Origin of the sequence: Sphingomonas sp. MMS24-J45, assembly GCF_044881195.1 — a bacterium.
In the GTDB taxonomy this organism is placed as follows: domain Bacteria; phylum Pseudomonadota; class Alphaproteobacteria; order Sphingomonadales; family Sphingomonadaceae; genus Sphingomonas.
The window spans coordinates 2,530,291-2,554,054 of sequence record NZ_CP173255.1 but is presented as its reverse complement, the minus strand read 5'-3'; the positions used below and the strand labels follow the sequence as shown (position 1 = coordinate 2,554,054).

The 23,764-nt window shown below is 66.9% G+C and carries 24 protein-coding genes and 1 other RNA gene; 10 read left to right on the top strand and 15 right to left on the bottom strand.

Annotation, left to right across the window (positions count from 1 at the left end):
* The first annotated feature begins 56 nt into the window (after positions 1 to 56).
* On the top strand, positions 57 to 1,673 hold the full coding sequence (locus AB5I39_RS12395) for a response regulator (protein WP_404367236.1): 1,617 nt from the start codon (positions 57 to 59) through the stop codon (positions 1,671 to 1,673).
* On the opposite strand, the gene AB5I39_RS12390 is transcribed toward AB5I39_RS12395, so the two are convergent.
* Complete coding sequence (locus AB5I39_RS12390; protein WP_404367233.1) at positions 1,670 to 1,954, bottom strand: chorismate mutase; 285 nt, start codon at positions 1,952 to 1,954, stop codon at positions 1,670 to 1,672. The two genes, AB5I39_RS12395 and AB5I39_RS12390, sit on opposite strands and share 4 nt — an antisense overlap.
* Positions 1,955 to 2,060: 106 nt before the next feature.
* Between AB5I39_RS12390 and AB5I39_RS12385 the strand changes: the two genes are divergently transcribed.
* Complete coding sequence (locus AB5I39_RS12385; RefSeq protein WP_404367230.1) at positions 2,061 to 3,089, top strand: polyprenyl synthetase family protein; 1,029 nt, start codon at positions 2,061 to 2,063, stop codon at positions 3,087 to 3,089.
* A 136-nt stretch (positions 3,090 to 3,225) separates the two neighbouring features.
* Here the strand turns inward: AB5I39_RS12385 and AB5I39_RS12380 are convergent, their stop codons facing one another.
* A complete protein-coding gene (locus AB5I39_RS12380; protein WP_404367227.1) occupies positions 3,226 to 4,200 on the bottom strand; it encodes a cation diffusion facilitator family transporter in 975 nt (324 codons plus the stop codon).
* Between the two features lie 114 nt (positions 4,201 to 4,314).
* On the opposite strand from AB5I39_RS12380, the gene hrpB reads away from it, so the two are divergent.
* Both hrpB and AB5I39_RS12370 read left to right on the top strand, forming a co-directional pair.
* On the top strand, positions 4,315 to 6,861 hold the full coding sequence (gene hrpB, locus AB5I39_RS12375) for an ATP-dependent helicase HrpB (RefSeq protein ID WP_404367225.1): 2,547 nt from the start codon (positions 4,315 to 4,317) through the stop codon (positions 6,859 to 6,861).
* Positions 6,862 to 6,871: 10 nt separating this feature from the next.
* Positions 6,872 to 7,153, top strand: a complete 282-nt coding sequence (locus AB5I39_RS12370; RefSeq protein WP_404367222.1) for an ETC complex I subunit — start codon at positions 6,872 to 6,874, stop codon at positions 7,151 to 7,153.
* A gap of 127 nt (positions 7,154 to 7,280) precedes the next feature.
* Here the strand turns inward: AB5I39_RS12370 and AB5I39_RS12365 are convergent, their stop codons facing one another.
* From AB5I39_RS12365 to AB5I39_RS12350, 4 genes are read right to left on the bottom strand one after another with little or no spacing between them, the layout of a single operon-like run.
* Positions 7,281 to 7,793, bottom strand: coding sequence for an NUDIX hydrolase (locus AB5I39_RS12365; RefSeq protein WP_404367220.1), 513 nt, complete (start codon positions 7,791 to 7,793; stop codon positions 7,281 to 7,283).
* Positions 7,790 to 8,455, bottom strand: a complete 666-nt coding sequence (locus tag AB5I39_RS12360) for a TPM domain-containing protein (protein WP_404367217.1) — start codon at positions 8,453 to 8,455, stop codon at positions 7,790 to 7,792. Before AB5I39_RS12360 ends, AB5I39_RS12365 begins: the two co-directional genes overlap by 4 nt.
* Complete coding sequence (locus AB5I39_RS12355) at positions 8,455 to 9,336, bottom strand: TPM domain-containing protein (protein ID WP_404367214.1); 882 nt, start codon at positions 9,334 to 9,336, stop codon at positions 8,455 to 8,457. Before AB5I39_RS12355 ends, AB5I39_RS12360 begins: the two co-directional genes overlap by 1 nt.
* A 26-nt stretch (positions 9,337 to 9,362) precedes the next feature.
* The gene (locus tag AB5I39_RS12350) at positions 9,363 to 9,953 is read right to left on the bottom strand and encodes a LemA family protein (protein ID WP_404367212.1); all 591 of its coding nucleotides are present in this window, start codon (positions 9,951 to 9,953) and stop codon (positions 9,363 to 9,365) included.
* An 82-nt stretch (positions 9,954 to 10,035) separates the two neighbouring features.
* Here AB5I39_RS12350 and mscL point away from each other — a divergent pair, with 82 nt between their 5' ends.
* Positions 10,036 to 10,467 (top strand): large conductance mechanosensitive channel protein MscL, encoded by a 432-nt coding sequence (mscL, locus tag AB5I39_RS12345; protein ID WP_404367209.1) that lies wholly within the window; start codon positions 10,036 to 10,038, stop codon positions 10,465 to 10,467.
* 122 nt (positions 10,468 to 10,589) lie between these two features.
* On the opposite strand, the gene AB5I39_RS12340 is transcribed toward mscL, so the two are convergent.
* Complete coding sequence (locus tag AB5I39_RS12340) at positions 10,590 to 11,021, bottom strand: RrF2 family transcriptional regulator (RefSeq protein WP_404367206.1); 432 nt, start codon at positions 11,019 to 11,021, stop codon at positions 10,590 to 10,592.
* 42 nt (positions 11,022 to 11,063) lie between these two features.
* Between AB5I39_RS12340 and ssrA the strand changes: the two genes are divergently transcribed.
* Both ssrA and AB5I39_RS12330 read left to right on the top strand, forming a co-directional pair.
* Positions 11,064 to 11,406, top strand: a transfer-messenger RNA (tmRNA) gene (gene ssrA, locus AB5I39_RS12335).
* Positions 11,407 to 11,493: 87 nt separating this feature from the next.
* Entirely contained in the window at positions 11,494 to 12,009 is a 516-nt protein-coding gene (locus tag AB5I39_RS12330) for a TetR family transcriptional regulator (protein WP_404367203.1), read from the top strand.
* A gap of 123 nt (positions 12,010 to 12,132) precedes the next feature.
* On the opposite strand, the gene AB5I39_RS12325 is transcribed toward AB5I39_RS12330, so the two are convergent.
* Complete coding sequence (locus AB5I39_RS12325) at positions 12,133 to 12,459, bottom strand: hypothetical protein (protein WP_404367200.1); 327 nt, start codon at positions 12,457 to 12,459, stop codon at positions 12,133 to 12,135.
* A 279-nt stretch (positions 12,460 to 12,738) separates the two neighbouring features.
* Between AB5I39_RS12325 and AB5I39_RS12320 the strand changes: the two genes are divergently transcribed.
* On the top strand, positions 12,739 to 13,170 hold the full coding sequence (locus AB5I39_RS12320; protein WP_404367198.1) for a hypothetical protein: 432 nt from the start codon (positions 12,739 to 12,741) through the stop codon (positions 13,168 to 13,170).
* On the top strand, positions 13,127 to 14,536 hold the full coding sequence (locus AB5I39_RS12315; protein ID WP_404367195.1) for a methyl-accepting chemotaxis protein: 1,410 nt from the start codon (positions 13,127 to 13,129) through the stop codon (positions 14,534 to 14,536). The genes AB5I39_RS12320 and AB5I39_RS12315 overlap by 44 nt, the downstream gene beginning before the upstream one ends.
* A 26-nt stretch (positions 14,537 to 14,562) precedes the next feature.
* Here the strand turns inward: AB5I39_RS12315 and AB5I39_RS12310 are convergent, their stop codons facing one another.
* The 3 genes from AB5I39_RS12310 to AB5I39_RS12300 all read right to left on the bottom strand — a co-directional run bounded on the left by AB5I39_RS12310 (position 14,563) and on the right by AB5I39_RS12300 (position 17,743).
* Positions 14,563 to 15,951, bottom strand: a complete 1,389-nt coding sequence (locus AB5I39_RS12310) for a UdgX family uracil-DNA binding protein (RefSeq protein ID WP_404367192.1) — start codon at positions 15,949 to 15,951, stop codon at positions 14,563 to 14,565.
* A gap of 68 nt (positions 15,952 to 16,019) precedes the next feature.
* Positions 16,020 to 17,267 (bottom strand): putative DNA modification/repair radical SAM protein, encoded by a 1,248-nt coding sequence (locus AB5I39_RS12305; protein ID WP_404367189.1) that lies wholly within the window; start codon positions 17,265 to 17,267, stop codon positions 16,020 to 16,022.
* 68 nt (positions 17,268 to 17,335) lie between these two features.
* Positions 17,336 to 17,743 (bottom strand): hypothetical protein, encoded by a 408-nt coding sequence (locus tag AB5I39_RS12300; RefSeq protein WP_404367187.1) that lies wholly within the window; start codon positions 17,741 to 17,743, stop codon positions 17,336 to 17,338.
* Positions 17,744 to 17,892: 149 nt separating this feature from the next.
* On the opposite strand from AB5I39_RS12300, the gene AB5I39_RS12295 reads away from it, so the two are divergent.
* The gene (locus AB5I39_RS12295) at positions 17,893 to 18,192 is read left to right on the top strand and encodes a hypothetical protein (protein WP_404367184.1); all 300 of its coding nucleotides are present in this window, start codon (positions 17,893 to 17,895) and stop codon (positions 18,190 to 18,192) included.
* 91 nt (positions 18,193 to 18,283) lie between these two features.
* Here AB5I39_RS12295 and smc read toward each other — a convergent pair whose 3' ends face one another.
* From smc to AB5I39_RS12275, 4 genes are read right to left on the bottom strand one after another with little or no spacing between them, the layout of a single operon-like run.
* Positions 18,284 to 21,685 (bottom strand): chromosome segregation protein SMC, encoded by a 3,402-nt coding sequence (smc, locus tag AB5I39_RS12290; RefSeq protein ID WP_404367181.1) that lies wholly within the window; start codon positions 21,683 to 21,685, stop codon positions 18,284 to 18,286.
* A 28-nt stretch (positions 21,686 to 21,713) separates the two neighbouring features.
* Positions 21,714 to 22,469 carry a thioredoxin domain-containing protein gene (locus AB5I39_RS12285; RefSeq protein ID WP_404367178.1) on the bottom strand — a complete coding sequence of 252 codons (756 nt, stop codon included), beginning with the start codon at positions 22,467 to 22,469 and terminating at the stop codon, positions 21,714 to 21,716.
* 22 nt (positions 22,470 to 22,491) lie between these two features.
* Complete coding sequence (locus tag AB5I39_RS12280) at positions 22,492 to 23,220, bottom strand: thioredoxin domain-containing protein (RefSeq protein ID WP_404367175.1); 729 nt, start codon at positions 23,218 to 23,220, stop codon at positions 22,492 to 22,494.
* Complete coding sequence (locus tag AB5I39_RS12275; RefSeq protein ID WP_404374137.1) at positions 23,217 to 23,753, bottom strand: DUF721 domain-containing protein; 537 nt, start codon at positions 23,751 to 23,753, stop codon at positions 23,217 to 23,219. The genes AB5I39_RS12280 and AB5I39_RS12275 overlap by 4 nt, the downstream gene beginning before the upstream one ends.
* Positions 23,754 to 23,764: the final 11 nt, after the last annotated feature.

Sequence of the window (23,764 nt, the reverse complement as noted above, 5' to 3'; positions counted from 1 at the left end):
CTTGCACGGTATCCAGAAAAGAGTGGATCCGAACGGTCCACGGGGTCGAGACGAAGATGTTTGATTGGATCGCGCAGTTTATTTCGCAAAGCTATCAGCCGCATGGTTATTGCCTGTTGTGGCGACCCGAGCTGATCTGGACGCATGTCATCTCCGACACGCTGATCGCGCTTTCCTATTTCTCGATTCCGATTGCGTTGATCCATTTCGTCCGGTCGCGCCGCGACGTCGAATTCGGCGGCATGATCTGGCTGTTCGCGATCTTCATCCTGGCATGCGGCACGTCGCACGTGCTGGGCGTATGGAATCTGTGGCACGGCGATTACGGGCTGGAGGCGGCGGTCAAGGCGATCACCGCGCTCGCCTCGGTCCCGACCGCAATCCTGTTGTGGCGCCTGATCCCCAAGGCGCTGGCGATCCCCTCCCCCACGCAATTGCAAATGGCCAATGCTGCGCTGTCGCTGCGGATCGACGAACGCGACCAGGCACTGGCGCAGTTGAAGGCCGAAATCGCACAGCGCGAGCGCGCCGAAGCAGCCTTGATCCAGGCGCAGAAGATCGAGGCGGTGGGGCAGCTGACCGGCGGCATCGCGCACGATTTCAACAATCTGCTGCAGGCGATTTCAGGCAATCTCGAGTTGATCGAGCGCAAGCCCGACCGGCCCGATCAGGTGCAGCGCTGGGCCGCCAATGCGCGCAAGGGTGTGGTGCGCGGCACCAAGTTGGCCGGACAGCTCCTTGCTTTTTCGCGCGTGCAGCGCCTGTCGGTCGAGCCGGTCGATATGAACGATTTGATCCACGGGATGCAGGAACTGCTGCGCACCAGCGTCGGCGCGCAGGTGGAATGCGATGTCGATCTGGACCCCAGCATTTGCGCGGTAAAGGGGGATCGAACGCAGCTCGAACTCGTCATCCTGAACCTCGCGATCAACGCACGCGACGCGATGCCGGATGGTGGCTATCTGCTGATCGCCACCCGCCCGATGGAGATCGCCGGGCGAGACGACCTGCCCGATGGTGCCTATGTCGAGCTTTCGCTGACCGACACCGGCACCGGGATGCCCGAGGAAATCCGCGCGCGTGCGCTGGAACCGTTCTTTACGACCAAGGGCGTCGGATCGGGCACCGGGCTTGGCCTCAGCATGGCGTTCGGCGTCGCACGGCAATCGGGTGGCACGCTCGAAATCCGATCGGCCGTCGGGCGCGGCACGACGATCTGCGTGCTCCTGCCGTGCAGCACGGATCTGCCAAACGAGTATGGCGACGCTGCTGCCGACACGCATGACGGGCCGCCCGATCCTGCCGCGGGGCGGGGCCTGCGCGCGCTGGTCGTCGATGATGACGATGACGTGCGCGCCTTCGTGGTCGAATCGCTTGAAAGTGCCGGATTCGCGTGCTTCGCCTGCGCCGACGGACCGAGTGCGCTGGCGGAATTCGCGGACCGCCTGCCCGACATCGTCTTTCTCGATTTCGCGATGCCGGTGATGAGCGGTGCCGAGGTTGCCGCCGAAATGCGCAAGACCGAGGGCTATCCGCCGATCGTCTTCATGACCGGCTATGCCGACAGCGCCGCGCTCGACGAAGTGCTGGGCGCGCGTGTCTCGGTGATTCGCAAACCCTTTGGGGTGGGCGCGCTGGTCGCGGCGGGGCTAAGGCAGATCGCCAGCCGCTAGGGCGCTGTGCGCACCTGTTCGTGGTGGCGGATCACCTCGTCGATGATGAAGCGCAGGAATTTCTCGCTGAAATCGGGATCGAGATTGGCATCGCGCGCCAGCCCGCGCAGCCGCGCGATCTGCGCTTCCTCGCGCCCCGGATCGGCCGGTGGCAGGCCAGCCGCAGCCTTGTAGCGACCCACCGCCTGCGTCACCTTGAAGCGTTCGGCCAACATGCACACCAAGGCGGCATCGATATTGTCGATGCTCTGACGGTATCCGTTCAGCGTTTCGTCGGTCACCGCGCCCTCCTTGTCCCGATAATCACCCCTTTGCGTGCCTCGAGCGGGCTGCGCAAGCCGGGAAACACTTGCCTTTACGCGGCGGCAACGCCACATCGCGGGCACGATGACCGCTACCATCCACCGCCTCGACCCGAACCGTGAACCGGGTCGCCCCGCCGCATCGCTCGACCCGATGGTTGCGCTGGTCGCGGGCGACATGAACATGGTCAACGCTGTGATCCTGTCGCGGATGCAATCGCAGATCCCGCTGATCCCCGAACTTGCCGGGCATCTGATCGCTGGCGGCGGCAAGCGGATGCGCCCGATGCTGACTCTCGCGAGCGCGCGGCTGCTCGGATACATGGGCACGCGCCACCACCGCCTGGCCGCGGCGGTCGAATTCATCCACACCGCGACGCTGCTGCACGACGATGTCGTCGACGGATCGGACCTGCGCCGGGGCAAACGCACCGCCAATCTGATCTGGGGTAATCCGGCCAGCGTCCTGGTCGGCGATTTCCTGTTCAGCCGCTCGTTCGAGCTGATGGTCGAGGACGGATCGCTGAAAGTGCTGGGCATCCTGTCGGGCGCCAGCGCGATCATCGCCGAGGGTGAGGTTAACCAGCTCACCGCCGCGCGCCGGGTCGATACCCCCGAGGAACGCTATCTCGACATTATTGGCGCGAAGACCGCCGCGCTGTTCGCCGCCGCCTGCCGCGTGGCCGCTGTGGTGGCGGAGCGGCCCGAGGCGGAGGAGCTGGCGCTCGACGCCTATGGCCGCAACCTCGGCATCGCGTTCCAATTGGTCGATGACGCAATCGACTTCGTCTCCGACGCGGGCACGATGGGCAAGGACGCCGGCGATGATTTCCGCGAAGGCAAGGCGACGCTCCCGGTGATCCTCGCCTATGCACGCGGCAATGTCGAGGACCGCGCCTTCTGGAAGGCGGCGATCGAGGGCCATCGCAACCGCGACGAGGATTTCGCGCACGCGATCGAGCTGGTGCAGTCGACTCGCGCGGTCAACGACACGCTCGCCCGCGCGCGCCACTACGGCCAGCGCGCGATCGACGCGCTCGGCATCTTCGCCAATAGCAAGGCGAAGGATGCTATGGTCGAAGCAGTCGAATTCGCGGTGGCGCGGGCTTACTAGCGGGCCCTACTCCTCTTCCATTCGCCCTGAGCCTGTCGAAGGGCAACGTGCCACACGGGCGGCGCTGCTTTCTGAGGGCAGGGCTTCGACAGCTGCGGATCAGGTCCGGGGCCGAACGGAGGGAGGAAGGCGCCAGCTAACACCCGACCTTCGCCGCGCTGGTCTCCCCGCCCGCCAGTTCCACCTGCAGCGTCGCGTGGCCGATTCCGAAGCGATCCTTCAGCATCGCGCGAGCATCGTCGAGAAACGCATCGCCCGGATGCCCGCCCGGCATCACCAGATGCGCGGTGAGCACCGTTTCGGTCGTGCTCATCGGCCAGATATGGACATGGTGGACGCGCTCCACGCCCGGCAGCGTGCGCAATTCCATCCACACTTTATCCGAATCGATCCCGCGCGGCACAGCCGCCAGCGCCATTTCGGTCAATTCCTTGAGCAAACCCCAGGTCTGCAGGAAGATCAGCACGGCGATCGCGATGCTGACCAGCGGATCGATCCAGACAGCGCCGCTCCACCAGATCGCGAGGCCCGAGACGACCACCCCGGCCGACACCATCGCATCGCTCAGCATGTGGAGATAGGCACCGCGAATGTTGAGGTCGCTCTTGCGATCCCGCATGAACAGCAGCGCCGTCGCGCCGTTGACCACAATCCCCGCCGCGGCGACCCAGGCGACCGTCGGTCCGTCGATCGGCGCGGGATTGGCAAGCCGCTGCACCGCCTCCAAGACGATCGCGCCCAGCGCCACCAGCAGCAGCAGCGCGTTGAGCAGCGCCGCCAGGATCGTCGATCCCTTCAGCCCATAGGTGAAGCGCTTCGACGCCGCGCGCTTGCCCAGTGCGATCGCCGCCCACGCCGCGCACAGCCCGAGCACGTCGGACAGATTATGCCCGGCATCGGCGAGCAAGGCGACCGATCCGGCGATGAGGCCGAACACCACCTCCACCGCGATGAAGGCGACGTTGAGCCCGATGCCGATCGCAAAGGCGCGATCGTGCCCGGCGGGCGGCGCGTGGCTGTGGCCATGCCCATGACTATGCCCGTGCCCGTGCCCGTGACTATGCCCGTGCCCATGATCATGCCCGTGATGGCTATGGCTATGTCCGGCCAAAACGTCCGCCTCTTTTACGCTAAAGCAAGACGCTAGCATCACCCCCCCGTGAGATACTAGGACGCCGGGCATGACAAATGCGTCACTTACGCCCTCTTACGCCAGACCGCGCCGATGACGCTGCCGATCTTCGAGGCGTTGCCCGATCTGCTCACGGCGTTGCGGGCGGGGTCGAACGCCGTGCTCGTCGCGCCGCCGGGCGCAGGCAAGACGACCGCGGTTGCGCCTGCGCTGCTCACCGAGCCGTGGTGCAACGGCGAGATTCTGTTGCTCTCCCCCCGCCGCCTCGCCGCGCGCGCCGCCGCCGAGCGGATGGCGGCCAATGCCGGCGAAACTGTCGGCCAGACCTTCGGCTATGCGACGCGGATGGACAGCAAGCGCTCCGCGGCGACGCGCGTGACGGTGGTGACCGAGGGCATCTTCGTCGCGCGGATTCAGGCGGACCCGGAGCTTTCCGGCGTCTCGGCGGTGCTGTTCGACGAAGTGCATGAGCGTAGCCTCGACAGCGATTTCGGCCTCGCGCTCGCGCTCGATGCGCAAGGCGCGCTGCAGCCCGATCTGCGGTTGGTGGCGATGTCGGCGACGCTCGACGGCGCGCGTTTCTCCGGGCTGATGGGGGACGCGCCGGTGGTGGAAAGCGCCGGGCGGATGCACCCGGTGACGCTGCGCCATATCGGGCGCGCGGCGGAGGCACGGATCGAGGATTCGGTCGCCGCCGCGATCCGCACCGCCTTGCGCGACGAGAGCGGCGGCGTGCTCGCCTTCCTGCCGGGTGTAGCGGAGATCGAGCGGACGGCGGAACGCCTCGACGGGCTCGGCGGTGGCATCGTGCTCCACCGGCTCCACGGCAGCCTCGATCCCGCCGCACAGCGCGCGGCGATCGCGCCGGACCGGGAGGGCCGCCGCAAGGTCGTGCTCGCGACGAGCATCGCCGAGACCAGCCTGACGCTCGATGGCATCTCCGTGGTGGTGGACTCGGGGCTGGCGCGCCGACCGCGGTATGATCGTGCGGCGGGGATGACGCGGCTCGTCACCGAACGCGCGAGCCAGGCCGCCGTCACGCAACGTGCCGGTCGCGCCGCGCGGCAGAGGCCGGGCGTCGCGTACCGGCTGTGGGAGGAGGCCGCGACGGCGGGCCTGCCACGCTTCGATCCGCCCGAAATCCTGGAGGCCGATCTGTCGGCGCTGACACTCGATTGCGCGATCTGGGGCATCGCCGATCCGAGGGCGCTGTGCTGGCTCGATCCCCCGACCGAAGCCGCGGTGCAGGAGGCGCGCTCGCGGCTGACCGCACTGGAGGCATTGGGCACAGACGGCAGACCGACCGCACATGGTCGCGCGATTGCGCGCCTGCCGCTTGCGCCCCGGCTGGGGCATATGCTGGTGCGTAGCGGCGAACGCGGCCTAGGCGAGGTGGCGGCGGAAGTCGCGGTGCTGCTTGGTGAGCGCGGGCTGGGCGGGAATGACGTGGATCTGGAGACGCGCCGTCGCCGCTGGCGCGGCGAGCGCGGGCAGCGCGCCGAGGCGGGGCGGAAGCTGGCGAAAAGGTGGGCCTCTCTTCGTACTCCCTTTCCCCTTGTTGCTCCCCTCCCGCTTGCGGAAGGGGTTGGGGGAGGGCCTGTGACTGGGCGCCGCGCGGAAACATCCCCTCCCCCAGCCCCTCCCGCAAGCGGGAGGGGAGAAGAGGTCGCCATCGCCCTCGCCTTTCCCGATCGCATCGCGCGCCGTCGCGACGCATCGGGCGAGACCTGGGCCTCGGTCGGCGGGCGCGGGTTCAAGCTCGATCCGACCTCCAGCCTCGCACGTGAAGAATGGCTCGCGGTCGCCGAGACGCAAGGCATGGCGTCGGGCGCGCGCATCCTGTCCGCAGCGGCAATCGACCTCGCCACGATCGAAGCGCTGTTCGGAGACCGCATCGCGACTCATCGCACCGTCGCCTTCGATCCGGCCACCGGCGGCGTGCAGGCGTTACGCGAACGCCGCCTCGGCGCGCTGCGCCTGTCGAGCGGCCCCGACGCCAATGCCGACCCGGACGCCATCGCCGCCGCCTTGATCGAGGGCGTGCGCGCGCACGGCCTCGCCCGACTACCGTGGAGCGACGCCGCACTCGCGCTGCGCCACCGCGCCGCCTTTGCCGCCGCGCATGGCGGGGCCGATCTCGCGCTCGACGACGAAGCCCTGCTGGCCCGCGCGGACGAATGGCTCGCGCCGCTGCTGACGCGCGTGCGCCGCCTCGACGCGATCGATCCGGGTGCGCTCCACGACGCTTTGCGCGGCTTGATCGATTGGGAGGCGCTGCGCACGATCGATCGCCTCGCGCCGACGCATTTCACCAGCCCGGCCGGATCGACCCACGCGATCGACTATGCCGCCGAGGGTGGCCCGCGCGTCGAGTTGCGGCCCCAGACGCTGTTCGGCCTCGCCACGCATCCGACGATCGCGGGCGGGCGCGTGCCGCTGGTGCTCAGCCTGACCTCGCCGGGTGGTCGCCCGATCCAGACGACGCGCGATCTGCCGGGCTTCTGGGCGGGGAGTTGGGCCGATGTCGCGCGCGAGATGCGCGGCCGCTATCCGCGTCATCCCTGGCCCGACGACCCGGCATCGGCCGCCGCGACGCTGCGCACGAAAAACGCGGATGCACGCGCGGCAAAAGCGCGATAAGGGGGCATTCATGTCGACCGCCCGAATCTATCAGCGCCCGAAAAACTCCATGTCATCGGGCCGTGCCCGCACCAGCAGCTGGGTGCTCGATTTCGCGCCCGCCGAAGCCAAGCGCCCCGATCCGCTGACCGGCTGGGCGGGCTCGGGCGATACCAAGGATCAGGTGCGCCTGACCTTCCCGTCGCAGGAGGCGGCAATCGCCTATGCCGAGCGGCAGGGGCTTGCGTTCACCGTGGTTCCGGCGCCGGAACGCACGCTGAAGCTGCAGTCTTATGCGGATAATTTTCGGTAGGGTTTTCTTCCGTCACCCCGGCCTTGTGCCGGGGTCCACGGTGCAAGCGACACCGCGCTCGCTTCTCACACAGCACAGTGCAAACGGGACGGTGGACCCCGGCACAAGACCGGGGTGACGAAGAACGCTAGCCCGCCAGCATCCCCGCGCCGAGCAGCAGCAACAATTTCACATCGATCGCCACGCCGTCGGCCCGCTTCGCCGCGACGAAATCCGCAATCTCCGCGACGGGCACGCGCAGCACGGTGATGTTCTCGCCCGCGTCGCCACCACCCGGCCCGACGCGCTCCAGCCCGGTCGCGCGGACCAGCGTGAAGCCCTCCGACACCATGCCCGGCGAGGAATGGAAGAAACCAAGCGGCGCGATCACGCCGGCGCGATACCCAGTCTCTTCCTCCAACTCGCGCGCGGCGGACGCCTCGACGCTCTCGCCCGCCTCCTCGTCGCCGACCAGCCCGGCCGGTAGTTCGAGGCAGCGCTTCCCGAGCGGCACGCGATATTGCTCGACCAGCACGACGTGGCCGTCGTCGATCGCCAGGATCACCGCCGCCTGAATCCCGCGCGCGCGCGACACATACTCCCAGGTGCCGTCCTGCAGCACCTTGATATATTTGCCTTCCCAGACCGTCGTCGCCGTCACAGTTCAATCACCCGATCAGGAAGTTCGTTCACATCGTCGGACGTCTTGGGGAAGACTTCGCCAAGGATTCCGCCGATCACGCCGACCGCCGCGACCATGCCGTCACCCGATCGCCCGTCGCGCACCGCGCTGATCAGAGCCGCCATCGCATCGCCCCAGCGCTCGGCGGGAACCGCGCGGACGATCGCTTCATCGGCGATCAACTCGGCCATATGCTCGTCGGTCGACAAATACAGCAGGATGCCGATGCGCGCTTGTGTGCGCCGTTCCGCGCCGACCTTGAAATGCTGCACCGCGCGCCGCCGCACCCGCCGGCGCTTTGTCGCGCGCGGGGTCAGCGCCATCTTGAGCGGGGTCCACGCAACCGCGTACCTCACGACGAGGAACAGCACCGCCTGCGCGATGAGCAGCCCGAGCACAATTCGGCCGGGATCGGTCGCCTCCCACGCGCTGCCGCCCCAAGTGAGCCAGTCGAGATCGATCGTCGCGAGCGCCCCCGCCAGCAGCATCGCCAGCACCGCATAGTGCAGCGGCACGTCCTGATAACGATCGGAATTGGCCGCGACGATCGTGACGATCTCGCCATCGGTGCCAAGCTCGGCCTCGGCAACGGCCGCCGTCACGCGGTCGCGATCAGCGGGGGTGAGAACGAACTGCACCATCACCAATCCCCCGATGCGCCGCCGCCACCGAAATCGCCGCCGCCGCCGCTGAAATCACTGCCGCCCCAGCCGCCCGAATCGCTGCCGCCCGAGCCGCCGCCGCCCCAGCCGGAGCCACCACCGCCCCAATTGCCGCGCGACGCCTGATTGCCGATCTCATTAGCGATGCCCCACAGGATCACCGGCATCAGCCCGCTATCGCCATCACGCGACGCATAGCGGCGGCCACTCGATCGCCGCCCGAATGACAGCAACACGAACATTGCGATGAAGCCGAACACGATCAGCCCGACCGGAAACCCGCCCCCGCCGGAGCGCGTCGTCTTGTGGGTGCGATCGAACTCCGCCGCCGCCGCATCGAGCCGCGCCTTCTGCTCCTCGGGCGAGGCGCGAAGCTGGGCAATGATCGCGTCGGTGCCGGCTTCCATCGCGCCGGGAATATCGTTCGAGTCTCTAAGCTTGGGCAACATGTCATTGCGGATCATCGTGCCCGCAAAGGCATCGGTCAGGAATGGCTCCAGGCCACGGCCGACCTCCAGCCGCGGACCACGATGGCCCTTGGGTTCGTTCGGCGCGATGAACAGGATCGCGCCGTTATCGACATCCTTGAGGCCGACGCCCCACGCCCGCCCGAGCCCTACACCATATTCGACCAGCTCGCGCCCTTGCAGATCGGGGATCGTCGCCACCACCACTTGCCGCTTGGTGTCGCGCTGCAACGCCTGCAGCTTGGCGGTGAGGTCCGCCTCTGTTTCGGGCGGCAGGACGTTGGCGGCGTCGACCACCAGCCCGGTGAATTTGGGATAGGTCTGCGCCGCTGCCGGGGACATCCCCAGCAGCAGCGCGACCAACGTCGCAATCATAGCCTGAATCAGGCGCATGGCATGGGCCTCCGGCCCGGGTACGATCAGTTGGTGTTGCCGAAGGCGTTGGCGACCGAGGGCGCAGTCTCCGCCCCCGGCGTGGTCGCCTTGAACGGCACCAGCGGCTTCGCGCCGTAGAACACCTTGGCGCCGATCGCGTCGGGGAAGGTTCGGATCGTCGTGTTATACGCCTGCACCGCTTCGTTATAATCGTGCCGCGCGGTGGAGATGCGGTTTTCCGTGCCCTCCAGCTGGGTCATCAGCGTGGCGTAATTGCCCTGCGACTTCAGTTCAGGATACGCCTCCTGCAGGCGTTGCAGTGACAGTGTCAGACCGTTCTGCGCCTGCTGATACGCCTGCACCTTGGCCGGATCGCTCAATTGCGATGGATCGACCTTGACCTGCGTCGCCGAGGCGCGCGCCTGCGTAACCTCGACCAGGATCGCCTTTTCCTGCGCGCCCGCGGCCTTCACCGTCGCGACCAGATTGGGGATCAGATCGGCGCGACGCTGATAGTAATTCTCGACATCGGCCCATTTCGCCTTCGCATTTTCCTCCTGCGTCGGCACGCTGTTGAGGCCGCAACCGGCCAGAGCGACGCTCGTCGTGAGTGCGAACAGGGTGCGATACTTCATTGTGTTGATCCCTCCAGACCTTGCGCCGCCCTGATACCTGCGTACCAATGCGGCACGAAGCAAAATCGGAAGGGGGACCCCCATGTTCAAGGAGTTCAAGGCCTTTATCGCGCGTGGCAACGTGCTCGATCTGGCCGTCGCAGTCATCATCGGCGGGGCGTTCGGCAAGATCGTCACCTCACTGACAGATGATGTCATCATGCCGGTAATCGGCAAGATCTTCGGCGGGCTCGATTTTTCGAGCTATTTCGTGGTGCTGGGCAAGGTGCCCGCGGCGCTTGCCGGATCGTCGGATTATGCCGCGCTGAAGAAAGCCGGCGTGCCGCTGCTGGGGTATGGCGCGTTCGTGACGGCGGCGGTCAATTTCCTGATCGTCGCGTTCATCATCTTCCTGATCGTCCGCGCGGTGAATCGGATGATGCCCAAGGCGCCGGAAGTGGTAGCCGAGCCGGTCGAACCGGCGGATGTCACGCTGCTGCGCGAAATTCGGGACGAATTGAAGCGGCGCGCCTAAATCCCTCTCCCAATGGGAGAGGGAGGGAGGAGCGAAGCGACGGAAGGGTGAGGGCGGCACGCAGACGCTGCCCTGCCCTCATCCGGCCCTTCGGGCCACCTTCTCCCGATGGGAGAAGGGAATCAGGCCGCGACCAATTCCTCGGCCGCCGCATCGGCCAGGCTGGTGCCATCCAGGATCCGCGCGGTCTCGTCGCGCACGCGGAGCATCGCGTGGCGGATCGCGCAGGACGCTTCGTCCTTGCAATCCTTGCACGACCGATACGCCGTCCGGCTGACGCACGGCACGAGCGCCAGCGGCCCTTCGATCACGCGAATGATCTCGCCCAGCGAAATGAGATGCGTCGGGCGCGACAGGCAATAGCCGCCCATCTTGCCGCGATGGCTGTGCAGGAACCCCGCCTCGCGCAAATCGGCCAGGATCAGCTCCAGGAACTTGCGCGGCACGTTCGCCTCCGCCGCGATGCGGTTCATCGGGATCGGCGGGCTCCCCGCGGGGGCCTCGGCCAAAAACAACATTGCACGAAGGGCGTAGCGGGACCGTTGCGTCAACATGATACTATACCCCATGCACGCAATTTGTGGCGAGTGGAAGGCAGGCTTTGCAATTTCATGACGCCGACCTATATCCAGTGCGCCGGATTCGTCCGGCTATGGCGATAAAGTGCGGCGTAGAATAGATGCAGCGGACCCGGGGGCAGTACCCGGCGACTCCACCAAAACCCCTCTTTCGAGAGGGGCTCTGACGGGGTCGAACCAGGATCGACGTGTATTGAAAGGCGCTGTTTTTGCCCGGGCTGAGTAACCCGTTCAAGGCTCAAAACCACAAGTGCTAACGATAACGAAGCACTCGCGATTGCGGCGTAACTGAAGGCCTAACGGCCTAGGTTACCCCAAAAGAACGCGGTTCGGGCTGCACCGGGCAACAGAAGCAGACACCGGCGGTCCGGGGGTACCGAGCAACAGAAACCCCCACCCTATCCGACGCGAACCGCGTCGTACGACGCAAGGCCATTTCGGGGGCGCAGTGGTTACATCCGATACCCGGCGCGCCGACTTGCTCGACAAACTCGCCGATCATGTGCTCGCCCACGGCCTCGCCGGATCGAGCCTGCGTCCGCTCGCGGCAGCGGCAGGGCTCAGCGACCGGATGCTACTCTATCATTTCAAGGACAAGGCCGCGGTGATGGCCGCGACGCTCGAATGCGTCGCCGCGCGCATGGTCGCGTTGCTCGGCGCGAACACCGCGAGCGAGCTGCTGCCGTTCGACGCCTTGCGCGCGCGGCTGGTGCCGATCGTGCTCGATGATGCGCTGTGGCCGTTCATGCGGCTGTGGCTGGAGATGGCGGCGCGTGCGGGACAAGGTGATGCGCTATACCGCGACATCGGCGAGCAGATCGGGCGCGGGTTTCTGGCATGGGGCTCGGCGCAGTTGGACAGCGCGGACCGGGACCGCGATGCGGCGCGTTTGCTGGTGATGACCGAGGGTGCGGTGCTGCTGAAGAGCATCGGCTTGGAGGACGTCGCGCGGGCGGCGCTTTAAACAGCGGCGTAATCCTCCCACCTGTCCGGTTCGAGCCTAGTCAGGAAATCCGGCACAACGCTTGCAGTTTCTCGACCACGCTCGAAACGAACGGGTGGCGGGGTGTCGGCCCGCAACCATCACTTAACTACGCTTCGCCCGGTCCATCATCAGCGCGAGCGCCAGGCCGACCGCCCCACCCCATAGGATCGCTGCGCCCGCGCCACCGCGATCGGCGCCGTACAGCGCGGGATAGGCCATCAGCGCGATGCCATCGAGGAAGGTCGCGCTCATCGTCGCGATCGCGACGGCGTTCAGCGTCTGGCCCGGTTGCAACCGCGCGATACGCTGCGCCAGCAGGATGAAGGGATAGGTGCCGGGAAACAGCGCTGCATACAGGATCGGTACGCCGATCCCGCGGAGCGCCCCGAGCGGTTCGACCGTACGGATCAGAAGCGCCCCCCGAACCACAGCGAAGCGCCGAACGCGACGAGAAGAGCGATTTGCCGAGATTCGAGCGCAACCATATCTACCTCCGTAGCAACTGCTACACTATGCTTAGCGTCTTGTAGCGGTCGCTACAAGAGCGATCAGTCGGCCGATCGGGTTGCGAAACAAATAATTCCCGTTCGCGCCTGGGCGCGAAAACCAGCCCCCCGATCACCCGCCTATAAAGCTCCACAGGGTCGTCATCCTGCGTGTGGCGGCGATCCGTGCTGTCCGTTTCGTGCGCTATGCTGGAGTGACTGGATGCCGATCAGGAAACTCGTGATTACGGCGACGTTATTGATGCTCGCTGTCCTGTGCCTGGGCGGCGTGCTCGCCGCGTCGCGCATCAACGCAATCCGCATCGGCGGGCCGATGGAAACCAGCAAACATCTGATGTCCGATCTGGTCGCCGACATCCTTCCTCCGCCCGAATATATTATCGAACCCTTTTTCGAGGCGACCGTGCTGCTGCGTGAGCCGGAGCGGTACGATTTTCACGCCGCGCACCTGGCCAAGCTGCAAAAGGACTATGACGACCGTCACGCCTTCTGGCTCACCGCCGAGCTTGCGCCGGAACTGCACCGCGCGATCACCGAGGAGACGCATCTGCCGGCCAGTCAATTCTGGACGGAACTCAACACCCGTTTTTTTGCCCGCGGCGAAGGCGCGCGATCGCGCCGCTCTGGAAGCTAGCTACAAGCGGCTGAGCGATGCCTATGCCAAGCAACGGGCGATGGTCGACAAGACAGTGACGATGGCGACCTCCTATCAGACCGCCTTGAAGGAACGGTCCGCAGCGCAATTGCGCTGGGCAATCGCCTTGCTCTGTATCGTCGGCGCGGTCACGTTCCTGCTGGTCGGGGCGGCATATTTCGGTTTGCAGCGCCGCATCATTCGACCGCTTGCCAATATCGTCGACGCGACGACCAGCCTGGCGGCGCACCGCGACGTGACGGTGCCGCATCTGACCCGCGAGGATGAACTTGGCGCGCTTGCCAAAGCGGTGGAAGGCTTCCGTCTGGCCTCGATCGCCCGCGCCGCCGGGGAAGCGCGACAGATTGAACAGGAATTGGTCACCGCCTCGCTCGGCGCGGGGCTGGCGGCGCTCAAGAAAGGCGACCTGACGCGCTTCATCGAGGCCGAGTTCCCACCCGCCTATGCAAGCCTGAAAACCGATTATAACGAGGCGCCGGCCAGCCTGGGCGACATGATCCGACTGGTCAATCACAGTGCCGGCGGGTTGAGCCTGGGAACGCAGGAAATCGCGCTCGCGGCGAGCGAACTTGCGCAGCGCACCGAGAGCAACGCCGCGACGCTGGAGCAGACCAACGCCGCGCTCGGCCAGATCAGCGAGCGGCTGAAGACGACATCGGCCTCCTCCCTATCCACGGTGCAGCGGACGGATCAGGCGATCGGGACCGTCGCAAACGGCCGTAACACCGCGCGCGACGCGGTATCGGCGATGGGTCGGGTAAGCGGGAGTGCGCAAGGGATCGACAGCGTGATCGAGGGGCTCGACAAGATCGCCTTCCAGACGCGCGTGCTGGCGATGAATGCCGCGGTCGAGGCTGGCCGGGCGGGTCAGGCAGGTCTTGGCTTTTCCGTGGTCGCCGATCTGGTCAGCGCGCTCGCCAAGCGCGCGGAAGATGAAGCCAAGCGCGCGCGCGATCAACTCACCGCGACGCAAATCGAGATCACCACCGCGATGGACGCCGTCACCAAGGTCGATGGCGCGCTGGAAGCGATCGCCGATAATGTGGCGGAGGTGAACGTCCTCGTTCTGGCGATGGCAACCGACAATCAGGCGCAATCGCTGACGGTCAGCGAGATCAGCAAGGCGGTTTCGATCATGGACGAAAGCACGCAGCAAAACGCCGCGATGGTCGAACAAACCTCGGCGGCAACACAGAAACTGACCAGCGAGGTACGGCAGTTGGAGGACCATGCCGCCGCCTTCACCCTGGCCGGCGGCAAGGCGACTGGCCGCGCCGCTATGCGCTCAGGGCCACGATTGGACGCCAAGACGCGCGCTGGCCGCGTGCTGGAGAGCGTTGGCTGAGGGCCGCCTGATGCCGACCGGCTCGCTCAGCCGAGGAGCGCCCTAGCGGCCTCTATATCCGCAACAAACCGCGCGGTTTCCTGCTCCGCCATCGCGCGATCGGACAGGCGCAAGAGATAGCTCGGGTGCACGGTGATAAGGGCCGTGCCACCATCACCCGGAAGCTCGAGCGGGCGCCCCCGCTCCTTGCCGATCGTCACCGTCCGCCCGAGCAGACTGCGCGCCGCCGTCGCACCCAGCGCCACCGTGACTTTTGGCCGTACCAGCAGGCGTTCCTGCTCGACCCACCACCGGCAGGCGTCGATCTCGCCAGTGCCGGGCTTGGCGTGGATGCGGCGGGGGCCGCGCTGTTCGAACTTGAAATGCTTTACGGCGTTGGTGACGTACACGCTCGCCCGGTCGATCCCGGCGGAGGCGAGCGCGCGGTCGAACACCTGACCCGCCGGGCCGACGAAGGGTCGCCCCGCCAGATCCTCCTGATCGCCCGGCTGCTCGCCGACGAACATCAGTGCGGCATCGACCGGCCCCTCGCCGAACACCGTCTGCGTCGCCGGTTTGTAGAGCGGGCAGCGCGTGCAGCCCGCCGCCTCATCGCGCAACGCCGCCCAGGCCGCCGCGACATTGCCGCCAATCTCGTGCCGCGCCGTTTCGATCATACCGCTCTCCCGCGCCTGCGCCGCCGCAATCAGTCCGGGCACCAACGCGGTTTCGGGCATGTTTTTCCAGTATTTGCGCGGCATTTCCTTCAGCATCGCGCCGATCTTCACGCGCGCGGGGTTGAAGATCGAGGCGTAATAGGTCTTCCACATCTCTTCGATCGGGTCGCCGCCGGGGGCATCGCTTTTGACCGCGCCGGGCCCTTCGCTGAGCGTCTCGCCGTCCCAATGGATCGACAGTTCGGGCGTCAGGATCGACCAGCGCATCGCCGCGAAACGATCGATGAAGAACTTCGCGTTGTAGCGCAGGATGTGATGATCGGGCTCGAACCAGGCGACGAAGCGCGGCGTGCCGTCATCCTCGGCCACTTCGCGAAAGCGCAGGAAGGCGCGCATTTTGTGAATGTCGCGCCGCACCTCCTGCGCGAGATGTTCCAGCCGCCGCACCAGCGGATCGGCCTTGTCGGCGATCGCGCCTGCCTGCGTCCGCTGACGCAGTAACAGCGTGTAGAGAAGCGCGAAGCGCTCGGGGTCGCGGTGCAACACCACCGACTTTGCCAGATCGAGGAAGGCGCGCGGCACCCCGAACGGCTTACCCCCGCTCGGCAGCGGATCGGTCGTCCCTGCAAACAGATCGGTCGGCTGCTTACCCACCTGCCAAACAATGTCAGCAGGGTTTACGCCCGCCGTTGCCAGCGGTCGCGCTGCATCCCGCCATCCGTCGAGGTCATCGGGTTGGTCCAGTGTTACCGCGTACATACCAGCGCCCTACCGTCCGCCCCAACCCCGTTCGTTTCGAGCGAACGGGGAAGAACCGGAACTCAAAATCAGGCAAACAACTCCAATTGCGCCGCTTTGGGTGCAAGCACGGGCCGCAATTCCACGCGATCGGACAGTGCCACCGGCCGCCAATCTTCCGCGATCAGGAAAGGGCGCACTTTCGCCACCGACACGGTTAGCCGCGCGACATCGGCCAAATGCAGCCGTCGCCAGCGCCGCGCGGTCAGGATCGCGCTCACCGCCTTCACGCCAAGCCCCGGCACGCGCAGCAGCGCCTCGCGGGGGGCGCGGTTGACATCGACCGGGAAGCTCCCGCGAAATTTGAGCGCCCAGGCGAGCTTCGGGTCGATATCGAGCGGTAGCATCCCCGTCGTCGCATCCGCCGCCGCGACCACGTCGGCGGGGGTGTATTCGTAAAAGCGCATCAGCCAGTCGGATTGATACAGCCGATGCTCCCGCATCAAGGGCGGGCGTTGCAGCGGGAGGACGGTGCTCGCATCGGGGATCGGGCTGAACGCCGAATAATAGACGCGGCGCAGGCGGAAACGGTCGTACAGCGTCGAGGCCTTGGTCACGATGTCGCCATCGGTCGCCGCATCGGCGCCGACGATCATCTGGGTCGATTGCCCGGCCGGCGCGAAGCGCGGCGCGGATTTGTAGCGCTTCTTCGCATCCGCCGTATCAAGGATCGCGGTTTTCGTTTCGGCCATCGCGCCTTCGATCCGCTGTGCCGATTTCTCGGGCGCCAGACGAGTCAGGCCCGAGACGGTCGGCAGCTCGACATTGATCGACAAGCGATCGGCGTACATCCCGGCCTGATGGACCAGCTCCGGATCGGCGTCGGGGATGGTCTTCAAATGGATATAGCCGCGGAAGTGATGATCCTCACGCAAGCTCCGCGCCACCTCGACCATCTGCTCCATCGTGTAATTGGAGGAGCCGATGATCCCCGACGACAGGAACAGCCCCTCGATATAATTGCGTTTGTAGAAGGACAGCGTCAGCCGCACGACCTCATCCGCCGTAAAGCGCGCGCGCCGTACGTTCGAGCTTTTGCGGTTGATGCAATAGTGGCAGTCGAAAATGCAGCTATTGGTCAGCAGAATCTTGAGCAGGCTGATGCACCGTCCATCCGGCGCATAGGCATGACAAATGCCCATCCCCTGATCGGTCGATCCCAGCCCCTTGCCATCGCGCGAGGTGCGTTTGACCGAGCCGGATGACGCGCACGATGCGTCATATTTCGCCGCATCGGCCAGGATCGCGAGTTTCTGCTGAACATCGAGTTGCGCCATATGTTCTTTATACGTTCCGCCCGACGCGATGTCGATGGGAAAGCAGGCGAAATCGGGGGTGCGCTGGCTTAAGTGGCGATCAGCATCCGTTCGGCGGTCACATCATATTTGGCACCGTACAGCCGCACGGCCGCGCCGTTCACGCATTCGACATGCGCCACGATGCGAATCCAGCGCAGGGCGTCATCGACCCGAATTTGCGCCTCGATCGTAAATCCCGTCTTGTCGCGGATCGCGGCGACGCGGTGGCACTCCATCGCGATCCGCGATTCGGGCGTGTAGCGCTGCAGCGTCGCAGCGCGATCCACCGTCCCGCCGCGCGGCAGACCGAACAGGTCGTAAACCCCGTCGCTCCAGGTCAGTTTTTCGGTGGCGAGGTCGCATTCCCAAAGGCCCCAGGTCGCAACCGGCGGCACGGCCCGCTGTCCCCAGCGTGGCGTGGCCGAGATCGTCTCTGCTCCTCCGATTCCGTACACCGACTCATCCCAATAATCACTCAACCGTCTCTAAGGGGGTAAGGTTAAGCGCTGGTATCACAGGACTTCGCGGTACCGCGGCAGACCGTGCAACCGATCGCCGCCTCGATCGTTACGCGTCGGCAAGAAAAGCCAAAAAGGGATTCCCGATGCGCAAGATTTTCCTAACGCTCGCCGCAGCTTCGCTCGCGGTTCCGGTGTCGATGACGGTCCCAGCGGACAAGGCCGAAGCCAAGAAGCATCGCTATTACGGCAAGTCGAAGCGCTACTATCGCGGATGCCGCTATTCGAGCGGAACGACCGGTCTGGTTGCGGGCGGCGTCGGTGGTGCACTGATCGGTAACGCCGTCGGTGGCGGTCTGCTCGGCACGGTGGCGGGCGGCGTTGGCGGTGCCCTCGGCGGTCGTGCAATTGATCGTTCGATCACCGCGAAGAAGCGCTGCCGCTAACTCCAATCCCATTCGCCCTGAGCCTGTCGAAGGGCTGCGCCGTTCGTGGCGCGCAGCTTTCGACAGGCCCGGAGTGAACGGATGGAACCGATTACTCGGCGGCGAGGAGTGTTTCCGCAGCCCCAAGGTCGACCGACACCAGCCGGCTAACCCCTTGTTCGACCATCGTCACGCCGAACAGACGGTGCATTCGGCTCATCGTCACGGCATTGTGCGTCACGATCAGATAGCGCGTCTGCGTCTCGCGCGTCATCGCGTCGAGCAACCCGCAGAAGCGCTCGATATTGGCATCGTCGAGCGGCGCATCCACCTCGTCGAGCACGCAGATCGGCGCCGGGTTCGTCAGGAATAGGCCGAAGATGAGGGCCACTGCGGTCAACGCCTGCTCGCCCCCCGATAGCAGCGTCAGCGACTGCAGCTTCTTCCCCGGCGGCTGCGCCATGATTTCGAGGCCGGCCTCTAGCGGATCGTCCGAATCGACCAGCTCCAGGTGCGCCTGCCCGCCGTTGAACAGCGTGGTGAACAGTCGCCGGAAATGCCCGTCGACCGCCTCGAACGCCGCCAATAGCCGTTGCCGCCCCTCCCGGTTGAGCGTGCCGATCGCCCCGCGCAGCCGGTTGACAGCCAGGCCCAATTCCTCGCGCTCGGCAGCATTTCCGACGCTTGCGGCTTCGAGTTCGGCCAGTTCGGTTTCGGCGACGAGATTGACCGGGCCGATCCGGTCGCGATCGACCATCAATTTTTCATGCGTCGCCGATTCCTCCCCCGGTGACCGTACGTCGACCCCATCGAACCCGACGCGTTCCGGCAACAAGACCGAGGGGCATTGAAAGCGTTCGCCCGACAGGCGGTTCATCTCGACCCGGCGCAGTTCCTGGTTTTCCGCCCGCGCCGCCGCCCCTGCCCGCGCCTCGCGCGCTTGCGCCAGCGTTTCGGCGGCAGCGGCGGCGCTGCTCTCGGCCTGACGAAGCGCGGCTTCGGCGGCGCGCTCAGCCGTCGCCGCAGTCTCGGCCTCGGCACGCGCGGCGGCGTGGTTCGCCTCCAGCGCGACGATCTCCGCCGACAGCGCCTCGGGCCGCCCCGCCAGCGCCGCTGCTTCGCCCGCCAGATCGGCGTCGCGCTTGTCCATCTCGGTGATACGCCGCGCCGCCTCGCCCGCGCGCGTGCGCCAGCTCTTCGCCTCCGCCGTCATCCCGGCCAGCCGTTCGCGTGCTGCGCTTACATCGCGGTCCAGCCCGGCGCGCTCGGCCCGCGCGGTGGCGATGGCGGTGCGCCGCGCATCCGCCTCGCCGGACAGCGCCTGCACCCGCGCGCGCGTCGCGCTGCCATCGGGAAGCGCCGCCTGCGCCGCCGTCGCGCGCGCGACCTCCGCGGCGGCCTCATCCTGCTCGGCCGCCATGCGTTGCTGCCGCGCGGCAAGATCGGCACGCTGCGCTTCGATCCGCTCGATCGCGGCGGTCGCGCGGTCCTCGTTTCGCGCCGCCTCGCGCGCGGTCGCTTCGGCGCGTTCGAGCGCCCGCCGCGCCGCCACCGCTGCCGCCCGCGCCGCGCCGATCGCGGCGTCGATCCGCGCAAGTTCGTCGTCTGCCGCCGCTACCGCCTCGACCGCTGCCGGTCGCGCCGCCTCGATCGCGCGTAGCCGGTTGATCCGCTCAAGCCGCTCCGCCGCCGCAGCGCCACCCGATTTGGCGACATAGCCATCCCAACGCCGCAGCACGCCCGCCATCGTCACCAGTCGCTGCCCGACCGCCAGCGTGGCGCCGTCATCGGTATCCGCCACGAACACTTGGGCGAGCCGCCGCGCGAGCGCCGGGGGTGCAGCAACGTGGCGCGCGAGGGCAACCGTGCCTTCAGGCGCAGCCGGGTCACCCGGCGCAACATCCGCCCCGGCCCAGAACCGCTCGCCCGCCGGATCGAGCCCCGCCTCCAGATCGTCGCCCAACGCGGCCGCCAGCGCACGTTCGTACCCCGGATCGGGCCGCAACTGGTCCAGCAACCGTTCTCGCCCGTCCCGCCGCGTCGCCTTGGTCAGCGCCGCCGCTTCGCTGTCCAGCGCAGAGAGATCAGCGTGCGCCGTCGCGCGTGCGGTCTGCGCCCTGTCGCGCTGATCAATGCTCCCGCGCTCCTCCGCATCGGCGCGCGTCAGCGCGGCGCGCGCATCCTCGATGTCGCGCATCGCCTGCGCGCGCGTTGCCGCCGCCGCATCGCGTTCGACGATCAGCGGGGCGGCCGTGCCCAGCGCCGCAAGTTCCGCCGTCACCCGCGCCAGATCGCGCGTGCTGCGCTCGGCCCGCACCCGCGCCGCCGACAGCGCCGCCTCCGCCACGCGCGCATCCGCCGCCTCGGTCGCTTGCGCCGCCAGCGCCTGCGCCAGTGCCACCTCGGCATCGCGCCCGGCCCGTTCCGCCTCGCTCAACCGCGCCTCCAGATCGGGCACGCGCGCGACCGCTTCGGCCAGCCGCGCCTCCAGCGCCTTGCTCTCCTCGCTCAGGCGCGCGATCGCCTCGGCCGCATCGCTGGCAAGCGACCCTTCGCGCGCACGATCCTCGGCCAGCCGCACGCGGGCCGCCGCCACTTCGCTCACCCGCCGCGCTGCCGCGGCTTGCTCGCTGCGCAATCCGCCGAGTCGATGCCCGGCCTCGCTCGCCGCCTCGCGCAGCGCGAGCGCCCGCCCGCGCGCCACCGCCAGCGCCTCGGTCGCCGCCAGCGCGTGTGCCGCCGCCGCGCGATGCGCCTCGGCCGCATCGGCAACGCGCGTCTCGCACGTTGCCGCTTCCGCCTTGGCCGCATCGGCGGCGGCTTGCGCGTCACGCCAGCGCGCGAAGATCATGCGGGCTTCGGCCACGCGGATCTGGTCGGACAGCGCACGATAGCGCTCGGCCTGCCGCGCCTGCCGCCGGAGCGCGTTGGCGCGCGCGTCCTGATCGGCGATCAATTCGTCGAGGCGCGTGAGATTGACCTCGGTCGCGCGCAATTTCTGTTCGGCATCGCGTCGACGGACGTGCAGGCCCGCGATCCCGGCTGCCTCCTCCAGCATCGCGCGGCGCTCGGCCGGTTTCGCCGCGATGATCGCGCCGATCCGCCCCTGGCTGACCAACGCGGGCGAATGCGCTCCGGTCGCCGAATTGGCAAACAGCAACGCGACGTCCTTTGCGCGCACGTCACGCCCGTCGATGCGATAGGCGGAGCCAGCCCCGCGTTCGATCCGGCGAACGATCTCGCTTTCTTCGCCGCCCGCTTCGATAAGCATCGACACTTCGGCGAAATCGCGCGCGGGCCGGGTGTTGGTGCCCGCGAAGATGACATCGTCCATACCTGCGCCGCGCAGCGACTTGGCCGAGGTCTCGCCCATCGTCCAGCGCAGCGCTTCGAGCAGGTTGGACTTGCCGCAGCCGTTCGGCCCGACGATCCCTGTCAGGCCCGGTTCGATCCGCAAATCGGCGGCGTCGACGAAGCTCTTGAACCCCGACAAGCGCAGCCGTTTGATGTGCACGCCTCAGGCCCCCCGCCCGCGTTTCGGCTCAGCCGCCGGACCGTTTCAGCACCGATTCGAGCTGCGGCCAGGCGGCACCGGTCGGGCTCAGCACCACCGGTGTCCCGTTCAGGATGAAGGTCGGCGTGCTCGACACCTGATAATCGGTGTTCGCCTTATTGGTCGCCTTGGTCAGCGCGTCGAGCTGCCCCGCATCGTTCAGGCAGGCGCGCGCCTTGGCCTCGGGCACGCCGCGCTGCTTGACGAAATCGAGATAGCCAAGCCCCTCGGCAAAGGCAGTGGCGATCGCTGCGGGCGCGGCCGTGCCCATCGCCTGGACGCGCTGCGCGACTTCGGGCTCCTTGGCGAGCAGCGTCTGCTGGTTCGCCATCATCGCGTCGAGCAGCGGGAAGAACACCGATTCATCGACGCAATGCCCGAGCAGGATCGGCGCGACGTCGAGCGCGCCGTGGATCGGGTAATCGCGGAATTCATAGGAAACCTTGCCGCTCGCGATGTACTTTTCCTTCAACTGCGGGAAACCCTCGACATCGAATTGCGCGCAGAACGGGCAGGCGCGCGAGCCGTATTCGATCAGCTTGAGCGGCGCATCGGGATTGCCCATGCGGTATCCGAAATCGGGCGTCTTGGAGACGGTTTCGATCCAGCTCTTGCCGGCCGGGGCAGCCGTTGCCGCGACGGGGGCGGAGGCGACGACATTCCCGTCGCTCTTCGCGCCACCGCACGATGCGAGCGCCAACGCGATGACGGGCGCGGCCAGTGCGGCGGAAACGGACTTCTTCATGGCAAACACTCCAGACAAAGGATTATTTCGCACCCGCGGCGCGCAGCACTGGCTCCAGCCCGGCCCAGTCGAGGACTTTGTCGGCGACAACGCCGTTGACGATGAAGGTCGGGGTGCCGGAAATGGTATAGGTCTTGTTGGCAGTTGCAGTGCGCTCGACGATCGCGTCGAGCGCCTTGCGGTCGGCGAGACAGGCGTTGGCGCGCGCCTGCGGCAGGCCCGCCTTCACCACGAAATCGGTATAGCCGTAGAATTTACCGAGATAGGTCGCGACCGCATTGGGCGGCTGTTTCTGCAATTCATCCTGCTTGGCTTGCGGGATCTCTCCGGGCCGGCCGATCAATGCGCGCTGGTTCGCCATCATCGCGTCGAGCAGCGGGAAGAAGGCGCGATTCGGCACACAATGACCGAGCAGGATCGGCGCAAGATCGATCGCGCCGTGCACCGGATAATCCCGGAATTCGAAGCTCACTTGCCCGCTCGCGACATATTGCTTGGCCAGCAGCGGGGCGCCGTTGATCGCAAAGGCGGCGCAGGTCGGACAGGTGCGCGCGCCATATTCGATCAGTTTCACCTTTGCCGCCGGATTGCCCATCCGCATCCCGCCTTCGGGCGTCGCGACGACGGTATGGACCCAATCGGGCTTGCCGGGTGCGCGCTTGGCAGGGGCAGCCTTCTTGACGGGCGCAGCCTCAGCCGCCGGAACCACGAGCACCGCCGCCGCAAGCGCCGACATCAACAACCGCTTCATTCATCCACTCCAATCACCGGCGCACCGCGCGTTGCCGCCACGCCCGCCGCAAGCGCTTCCAGCACCGCCTTCAATTCCGGATCGGCGATCGTGCGGAGACTCGCGCCCAGTTCGACCGGTACCGGCTTCAACGAGGGTGGTGCAGGCCGCGGGCGCGGCGCGGGCACGTCGCCCTGGCGGATCTGCACCTTGGCAACCGCGGCATAGCCGAAGAAGCGGTTGACCCGCTCGACGATTTCGGGCGCGATATGCTGCATCATCGTCGCATGTGCACCGCGCACGACGAGGTTCAGCGTGCCCCCCGTCCGCTCGCCATAGGGAAACTTGATCAATTCGGGTGTGGAAACGCCGGCATAGCGCGTGCCCACGATCTCACCCCAACGGCTCACCACGGCACTCTGCACGAAGCCGAAGCGGCGGAACGCCGCGCCGCCCGCATCGGGCAGCAGCTCCGCGACCGAGCGCGCACGCCCGCCGCGCGGCTTTTCGATGCTAGGGGCGGAGGGGCCGCGTTTGCTCATTCGCCCGTCCATGCCATAGGCGA